We start from the raw sequence: 7,467 nt of genomic DNA, 5'->3' as shown, positions 1-7,467 counted from the left end.
CGCGGCCCGAGCGCATGACGGCGGCGCGCGAGCGCCTCTTGGCGCTGGTTGCCGACGGCTTCGTGCGCGGCAAGAGCGAGGCGGCCCGGGAGGCGGGCGTCTCGCCCTCGGTGGTGGACGGCCTGGTGGACGACGGCGCGCTGGAGGCGGTGGTGCTGCCGCCCGAGCCCGCCGCCTATCCGCCAGACCCGGACCACGCCGCCGTCTCCCTGTCCGAGGCGCAGGCCGAGGCGGCTGAGGTCCTGCGCGCGGCGGTGGATGCGCACGCCTTCGCGGTGCACCTGCTGGACGGCGTCACCGGCTCGGGCAAGACCGAGGTCTATTTCGAGGCGGTGGCCGAGGCGATCCGCCAGGGCCGGCAGGCGCTCATCCTGCTGCCGGAGATCGCCCTCACCCAGGCGTTCCTGGAGCGCTTTTCCGCCCGCTTCGGCGTGAAGCCGGCGGAATGGCACTCCGGCGTCGCCACGCGCCGGCGCGCCCGCATCCTCAACGAGGTGGCCTCCGGCGCGGTCAAGGTGGTGGCGGGCGCGCGCTCGGCGCTGTTCCTGCCGTTCCGCGACCTCGGCCTCGTGATCGTCGACGAGGAGCACGACCCCGCCTACAAGCAGGAGGACGGCGTCGCCTACAATGCCCGCGACATGGCGGTGGTGCGGGCGCGGCTCGCCTCCTGCCCGATCGTGCTCGCCTCGGCGACGCCGGCCATCGAGACCGAGGTGAACGCCCGGCGCGGGCGCTACAATCGCCTTGCCCTGCCGCTGCGCTTCGGCGGCGCCAAGGTGCCGGCGCTCACCCCCATCGACCTCAGGAAGGAGGGCCCGCCGCGCGGGCGCTGGATCGCCCCGCGTTTGGAGGCCGAGGTCAACGACACGCTGGAGGCGGGCGGCCAGGCGCTGCTGTTCCTCAACCGGCGCGGCTATGCGCCGCTGACGCTGTGCCGCGCGTGCGGGCACCGCATGCGCTGCCCCTCCTGCACCGCCTGGCTGGTGGAGCACCGTTTCCGCCGCCGCCTCACCTGCCACCATTGCGGCTACCAGGCGCCGGTGCCCGAGGCCTGCCCGGCCTGCGGCGAGAAGGACAGCCTCATCCCCGTCGGCCCCGGCGTCGAGCGGCTCCAGGAAGAGGTGCACGCGCTGTTTCCTGCCGCGCGCACAATGGTGCTCTCCTCCGATCTGCTGGGCGGCGTCGAGCGCATGCGCGCGGAGCTTGACGCGGTGGCGAAGGGCGAGGTGGACGTGGTGGTGGGCACCCAGCTCGTCGCCAAGGGCCACAATTTCCCCGGCCTCGCTCTGGTCGGCGTGGTCGATGCGGACGTGGGCCTCGGCCACGGCGATCCGCGCGCCGCCGAGCGCACCTTCCAGCTGGTGCACCAGGTGGCCGGGCGCGCCGGGCGCGGGGCGGCGGAGGGGCGCGGCTTCGTCCAGACCCACATGCCCGAGCATCCGGTGATGCGGGCGCTGGTGAAGGGCGACCGCGCCGCCTTCTACGAGAGCGAGATCGCCGCCCGGCAGGAGGCCATGCTGCCGCCCTTCGGACGCATGGCGAGCCTCATCGTCTCGGCGAGCGAAGCGCTCGCTGCGGAGGCCCATGCCCGCCGCCTCGCCGCCTCGGCGCCCATCACCCCCGAGGTGCGCATCCTGGCCCGGCGGAGGCGCCGCTTTTGCCGTGTTGCGCGGACCGTCACCGCTGGCGCCTGCTCGCCCGCTCCCCGCGCGGCTTCGACCTCTCCGCCTACCTGCGGGCCTGGCGCGAGGTGGCGCCGCGCCCGAAGGGCAACGTGCGGGTGGCGATCGACGTCGACCCGCAGAGCTTCCTGTGACGGGCTGGCCTCAGGCGGCGAGGGCGCCCGACACGGTGGCGGCAACCGTCTCCGCGAACGGCGTGGTCGGCCGGCCGATGAGCCGGGACAGCGCGTGCCCATCGTCGAACAGCGCGCCCTTCGCAGCCGCCGCATCGGAATCCGCCAGCAGCGCCGCCACCGGCTCCGGCAGCCCGGCATGCATCAGGCCGGCGCGGTAGTCCGCTTCGGCAAGGTTGACGTAGGCCACCGGCTTGCCCGCGCGGCGCGCCACCTCGGCGGCGAAGTCCGCCAGGGTATAGGAGGCGTCCCCCGCAAGCTCATAGGTCCGCCCTTCCACCGCGCCGTGCGGCGCGGTCAAGACCGCCACCGCGGCCGCAGCATAGTCCGCCCGCGCGGCCGAGGAGATGCGCCCCTCGCCCGCGCTGCCATAGAAGCTGCCGCTGGCCAATGCGGGGGCGATGGAGGCGGCGTAGTTTTCCGTGTACCAGCCGTTGCGCAGCAATACGAAGGGAACGCCTGACGCGCGCAGCGCCGCCTCGGTCTGGCGGTGCTCCTCGGCGAGCCCGAGCGCGGACGTGTCGGCGCGGAGCAGGCTGGTATAAGCGAGCAGCTTCACCCCGGCGCGTTTGGCCGCATGGATGACGTTGCGATGCTGATCGACGCGCGCGCCGAGATCGTTGGAGGAGATCAGCAGCACCCGCTCGCTGCCCGCAACGGCGGCATCCAGGGTTTCGGGCTTGGCATAGTCGCCGATGGCGACCTTTACCCCTCGAGCGGCGAAAGGCGCGCCGGCCGCATCCGTTCGCACCAGGGCCGTGATGTTTCCGGCCGGCAGATGCTTCAGAAGGCCGTCGATGACAAGGCGGCCGAGCTGGCCGCTCGCACCGGTCACAAGCAGGCGGGACTGGGACATGGCGATCTCCGAATTGGTCTCAAAACGATTGTTGGTATAAAATAGAGACTTCCATTCGGGCGCGGAAGGAGGCAGTATTTCGTTCCATGGTCACCTGGAGGGAACCGCCTCCCGTGGTCGCCCAGAGTGTCGGCAGATGTCAGCAGCCCTTGTCGAGAGCCTGTCCCAGTGGCGCGCCGCCAAGGTGGATGCCGCCTGCTGCCCGGTGCGCGACGTCCTGGACCAGATCGGCGACAAATGGACCACGCTGATCCTCATCGTCCTGGCGGGAAAGCCCTGCCGCTTCAGCGAGATCCAGCGCCTGGTGCCGGACATCTCCAAGCGCATGCTCACCCAGACCCTGCGCAACCTGGAGCGCGACGGCCTCGTCACCCGCCACGTCTTTCCCACCAAGCCGCCGAGCGTGGAATACCGCCTCTCGCCGCTGGGCGTGTCGATCCAGGACCCCTTGGCGGCGCTCGCCGCGTGGGCGGAACGCCACCACGACGAGATCAAGCGGTCCCGCGCGGCCTTCGATGCGGACGAGCGCCGGGGCTGAAATCGAAGAGCCATGCCCGCGCGGCGCAAGGGGGCTTTCCTTCGCCGCCGGGAGGGCTATGGTTCGGCCGTCATCGACAGACTGGCCGGACGGGGAAGCTCATGCGCGCGATGGTGAGGATTGCCGTGGTCGCCGTGCTCGCGCTCGGCCTGTCCGGCTGCGACAAGTGCGGCAACTGGTTCGGCCAGGCCACCCCGAAGAGCTGCAGCTCCGACACGCCGCGCTAGAGCACGCGCCAATCCGCCGACGCCGCCCGCGGATCGGTCAGCGCAGCCATCATCATCAGGCGAGAGGACCGGCCCCGTCTCACCGGTCGTTGGGATTGGGCACGCTGCCTTTTTCGGCCTTCAGCCGGGCGATCTCGGCGCGGATGGGGGCGAACGGGCCATACTTATGCTGGGCAGCGGAAAACCCGTCCGCATAGGGGCCGTAGGCCGTGTCCACCGGCTTCAGCAGCAGGTCCGGGAAGTCCCGGTCGATGCCGCGCGCGCCGGCCGCGGCTTCGACAGCACGAAGGCCGCCACGTCCCAGGCATCCGCCGGCTGAAGGATCGGCATCAGCCAGTCGACGCCGTTCGGCATGTTGTCGTGCATGAAGTTCGCCGCGGTGATGAGGCGGTTCATGCCGGCGCCGTCATTGAAGCTGTCCGGCCCCCACAGAGGCGGCACGCCATAGCCGAAGGAGGCGTCCGCCACGTTGCGGCGCACCCCCTGCCCCTCGGGGCCATGGCAGACGGCGCAGTTCTGGGCGAACACCTGCGCGCCCCGTGCCGGGTCGGCGGCGCGGTCGAGCTCGGGGATGGCTCCCGCGCCCGCGCCGACGATCTTCGCCCCCGCCGGCAGCGAACCGGACAGGACCTTGAGATAGGCCACCAGTGCCTTCATGGGCTTGGCGTCGGCAGGCATGGCCCGCCCATTCAGAGAGCGCGTCATGCAGCCGTTGAGCCGGTCCTCGAGGGTGGCCGGCGTGCCCGAGCGCGAGGAATAGGCCGGATAGTCGGCCGAGGCGGCGACCAGCGGCAGGCCGAACTTCTTGGTGCCGGCATTCAGGTGGCAATTGCCGCAGGCGAGGTTGTTGCCGGCGAAGCGCATCGCGGGGTCGGCGGCATCCGGCCCGATGTGCCGGCGGCGTCGCCAGCAGGATCGAGCGGCCGAGGCGGGCCAGACGGCCGGCCTCGTCGTCCGGCAGCAGGTCCATGTCCGGCAGGTCCCAGATGGCGATGCGCTCATTGGCCTTGGCGAGCGCTCGGGCATTCGCGGCGGCCTCGGGCGCCGGCTGCGCCGCGGCCGGCCCGCAGGCCAGAACGAGGAGGACCACCGTGCCCAAACCCGCGCGCCAGGCCATGCCTTCCCCCCAAAGTGCCGCCATTGTTGCCTTCGCGCGCCCATGCGGCTATAAGCGCGCCTTCCCGCGCGCAGGCATGCGCCCCCCTGGAGGCGTGCCGGCATGCGGGACGATCTGCGGCCGCGCGAGCGGCCGTGTTCCTTTCTAGAACCATTTCAACGTTAGGACGAGTGCCATGACTGCCATCAAGGAACTGAAGGCTGTGGCGCGCCGCGGGTCGGCAAGGGGGCCGCCCGTGCCGAGCGCCGCGCCGGGCGCGTGCCCGCCGTGATCTACGGCGAGAAGCAGGAGCCGATCGCGATTTCGCTGAACCACATCGAGATCAACAAGATCATCTATGCCGGCCACTTCCTCACCACCCTCTTTGAGGTCGAGGTGGATGGAAAGAAGCACCGGGTGATCCCGCGCGATTACCAGCTCGACCCGGTGAAGGACTATCCCCTGCACGTGGACTTCCTGCGCGTCTCCAAGGGCGCGACGGTCACCGTCGAGGTGCCGGTCCACTTCATCAAGCAGGAGGCGTCCCCGGCCCTCAAGGGCGGCGGCACCCTCAACGTGGTGGCCCACACGGTCGAGCTCGAATGCCCGGCGGAATCCATCCCGGACGCCATCGAGGTCGATCTTTCCGGCGCCGGCTTCGGTGACAGCTTCCACCTCTCCGGCATCACCCTGCCGAAGGGCGTGACCTGGGCCGGCCACGGCGACGACACGCTCGGCACCATCGTCGCCCCGTCGGGCCTCAAGGAGGCCGAGGCCGACGAGGCCGCCAAGGAAGAGCCCAAGGCCTGACCGGCCTGATGCCGTTCCGGCCGGGCCGAGGCCCGGCCGGCCATCCGGCGCCCTGAGGCGGACGCCGGGCGCAGCCCTTGTTTCACCCGACCGGAGGCCCGCCCCCCGTGTTCCTGCTCGCAGGGCTCGGCAATCCCGGGCCGAAATATGCCGGCAACCGGCACAATGTGGGCTTCATGGCGCTCGACGCCATCTGCCGCCGCCAACGTCTCGCGCCGCTGCGCCGCCGCTTCCAGTCGCTCGCGGCGGAAGGCGAGATCGCCGGCGAGAAGGTGATCGCTCTCTTCCCCGAGACCTACATGAACGAGAGCGGGCGCGCGGTCTCCGAGGCCATGCGCTTCTACAAGATTCCGCTCGACCGCGTGTTCGTGCTGCACGACGAACTGGACCTGCCGCCCGCCAAGGTGCGCCTGAAGAAGGGCGGCGGCAATGCCGGCCACAACGGCCTGCGCTCCATCACCGCCCAATGCGGCAACGACTATTGGCGGGTGCGGCTCGGCATCGGCCATCCCGGCGACAAGCAGATGGTGATGCCCTACGTGCTCGGCGACTTCGCCAAGTCCGAGAAGGGCTGGGTGGACGCGGTGTGCGACGCCTGCGCCGATTTCACCCATCTGCTCGCCGCCGGCCGGCCCGAGGAATTCCAGAACCGCGTGCACCTGTTCCTGGAGGCCCAGGGCTTTTCCGAGCAAAAGCGCGTCGGCGAGAAGGGCTGAGCGCGCGCCGGCTCCCGCCCCGCCAGCCCCTCAGACCACGCCGGCATCCTGGAAGACGTGCTTGATCTCCACGAAGTCGATCAGCGCGTCATAGCCGTGCAGGCGGCCGAGGCCCGAGCGCCGGTAGCCGCCGGTCTCGGCTTCGGCGAACAGCCGGTTGTGGTCGTTGATCCACACCGTGCCGTTGCGCAGCGCGCGGGCCACCCGCAGCGCCCGGGCGCCGTCGTTGGTCCACACGCTGGCGGAGAGGCCGTATTGGGTGTGGTTGGCGCGGCGCACCGCGTCCTTCTCGTCGGCGAACCGCTCGATCACCACCAGCGGACCGAAGATTTCCTCCTGGACGAAGAAGGCGGCCGTGTCCTCGTGCGCCACCAGCGTCGGCGACAGGAAGGTGCCCGCCTCCAGCGCGCCGCCGGGCCGCGCGCCGGCCAGCACCACCTCGTCCGCCGCCGCCATGGTCTCCTCGATGCGCCGGCCCACCCGCGCCAGTGCGTCGGCATCGATCAGCGGACCGATCTGGGAGCCGGGCGCGTCCCCCGGCCCCAACTGAAGCCCGGCGAGCGCGGCCTTGAGCGCCGCCTTCATCGCCTCGAACCGGCTCTCGTGCACCAGGACGCGGCGCGCCGCCGTGCATTGCTGGCCGGAGATGATGGTCGCCGCCGCCGCGAGCTTCGGCGCCACGGCGGCCACATCCGCATCCTCAAACACCAGGCAGCAGGACTTGCCGCCCAGTTCCAGCGACAGCTTCTTCATGGTGGGCGCCGCGTCCGCCATGATCCGCGTGCCGGTGGCGTTCGAGCCGGTGAAGGAGATCACGTCCACCTCCGGCGAGGTGACGAGCGCGCGCGCCACCTCGTGGCCGGTCTCGCAAACGAGGTTGAGCACGCCCGGCGGCAGGCCCTCCACCTCGTGCAGCGTGCGCAGGATTTCGGCGGTGAGGATGGCGGTCTGCGGCGCCGGCTTCACCACCACCGTGCAGCCCGCCGCCAGCGCCGGGGTGAGCGCGCGGATCAGCAGCACCGCCGGCGCATTCCACGGAATGATCAGCCCGGCGACGCCGGCCGGCTCCTTCATCAGGGTGGAGAAGACGCCGGGCTCCACCTCGAAGGCATGGCCGGGAATGTAGCGCGCGAGGCCCGCATAATAGCGGATCTCGGAGACCGAGCCGGCGATCTCGCCACGCGACTGGGCGAGCGGCTTGCCGTTCTCGGCGGTCAGAAGCCGGGCGAGCGCCTCGCCGGCGCGCTCCATGGCGTCGGCCCAGCGCAGCATCACCATCTGCCGCAGGCGCGGATTCTGCGCCCAGCCCGGCTGCTCGAAGGCCCGGCGCGCGGCGGCGATGGCGGCGTCCGCGTCCGCCGCCGCCGAG

Annotated in this window: 7 protein-coding genes and 2 pseudogenes; 5 read left to right on the top strand and 4 right to left on the bottom strand. The window is 71.3% G+C overall.

Annotated elements, in window-relative coordinates; all coding sequences use genetic code 11:
* A pseudogene (locus tag AC2W7M_RS15845) lies at nucleotides 1–1,816 on the top strand (primosomal protein N'); the annotation flags it as partial.
* Between the two features lie 10 nt (nucleotides 1,817–1,826).
* Here the strand turns inward: AC2W7M_RS15845 and AC2W7M_RS15840 are convergent.
* Complete coding sequence (locus tag AC2W7M_RS15840; protein WP_486133180.1) at nucleotides 1,827–2,711, bottom strand: NAD(P)H-binding protein; 885 nt, start codon at nucleotides 2,709–2,711, stop codon at nucleotides 1,827–1,829.
* Between the two features lie 136 nt (nucleotides 2,712–2,847).
* On the opposite strand from AC2W7M_RS15840, the gene AC2W7M_RS15835 reads away from it, so the two are divergent.
* Both AC2W7M_RS15835 and AC2W7M_RS15830 read left to right on the top strand, forming a co-directional pair.
* The gene (locus AC2W7M_RS15835) at nucleotides 2,848–3,249 is read left to right on the top strand and encodes a winged helix-turn-helix transcriptional regulator (RefSeq protein WP_486133179.1); all 402 of its coding nucleotides are present in this window, start codon (nucleotides 2,848–2,850) and stop codon (nucleotides 3,247–3,249) included.
* A 101-nt stretch (nucleotides 3,250–3,350) separates the two neighbouring features.
* Nucleotides 3,351–3,476 (top strand): hypothetical protein, encoded by a 126-nt coding sequence (locus AC2W7M_RS15830; RefSeq protein ID WP_486133178.1) that lies wholly within the window; start codon nucleotides 3,351–3,353, stop codon nucleotides 3,474–3,476.
* A gap of 79 nt (nucleotides 3,477–3,555) precedes the next feature.
* Here the strand turns inward: AC2W7M_RS15830 and AC2W7M_RS15825 are convergent, their stop codons facing one another.
* Entirely contained in the window at nucleotides 3,556–3,693 is a 138-nt protein-coding gene (locus AC2W7M_RS15825) for a hypothetical protein (RefSeq protein WP_486133177.1), read from the bottom strand.
* A 5-nt stretch (nucleotides 3,694–3,698) separates the two neighbouring features.
* A complete protein-coding gene (locus AC2W7M_RS15820) occupies nucleotides 3,699–4,340 on the bottom strand; it encodes a c-type cytochrome (protein WP_486133176.1) in 642 nt (213 codons plus the stop codon).
* 428 nt (nucleotides 4,341–4,768) lie between these two features.
* Here AC2W7M_RS15820 and AC2W7M_RS15815 point away from each other — a divergent pair.
* Nucleotides 4,769–5,382: pseudogene (locus AC2W7M_RS15815) on the top strand (50S ribosomal protein L25/general stress protein Ctc).
* 107 nt (nucleotides 5,383–5,489) lie between these two features.
* Complete coding sequence (gene pth, locus AC2W7M_RS15810) at nucleotides 5,490–6,098, top strand: aminoacyl-tRNA hydrolase (protein ID WP_486133175.1); 609 nt, start codon at nucleotides 5,490–5,492, stop codon at nucleotides 6,096–6,098.
* A gap of 30 nt (nucleotides 6,099–6,128) precedes the next feature.
* On the opposite strand, the gene AC2W7M_RS15805 is transcribed toward pth, so the two are convergent.
* Nucleotides 6,129–7,467, bottom strand: a 1,339-nt coding sequence (locus tag AC2W7M_RS15805; protein WP_486133174.1) for an aldehyde dehydrogenase family protein, incomplete at its 5' end; no start/stop codon positions are given.

The organism is Xanthobacter sp. BG11Y11_SDJG (genome assembly GCF_057364445.1).
Note: the sequence above shows the minus strand (reverse complement) of the source record. Positions and strands in the feature narration are given on the sequence as shown.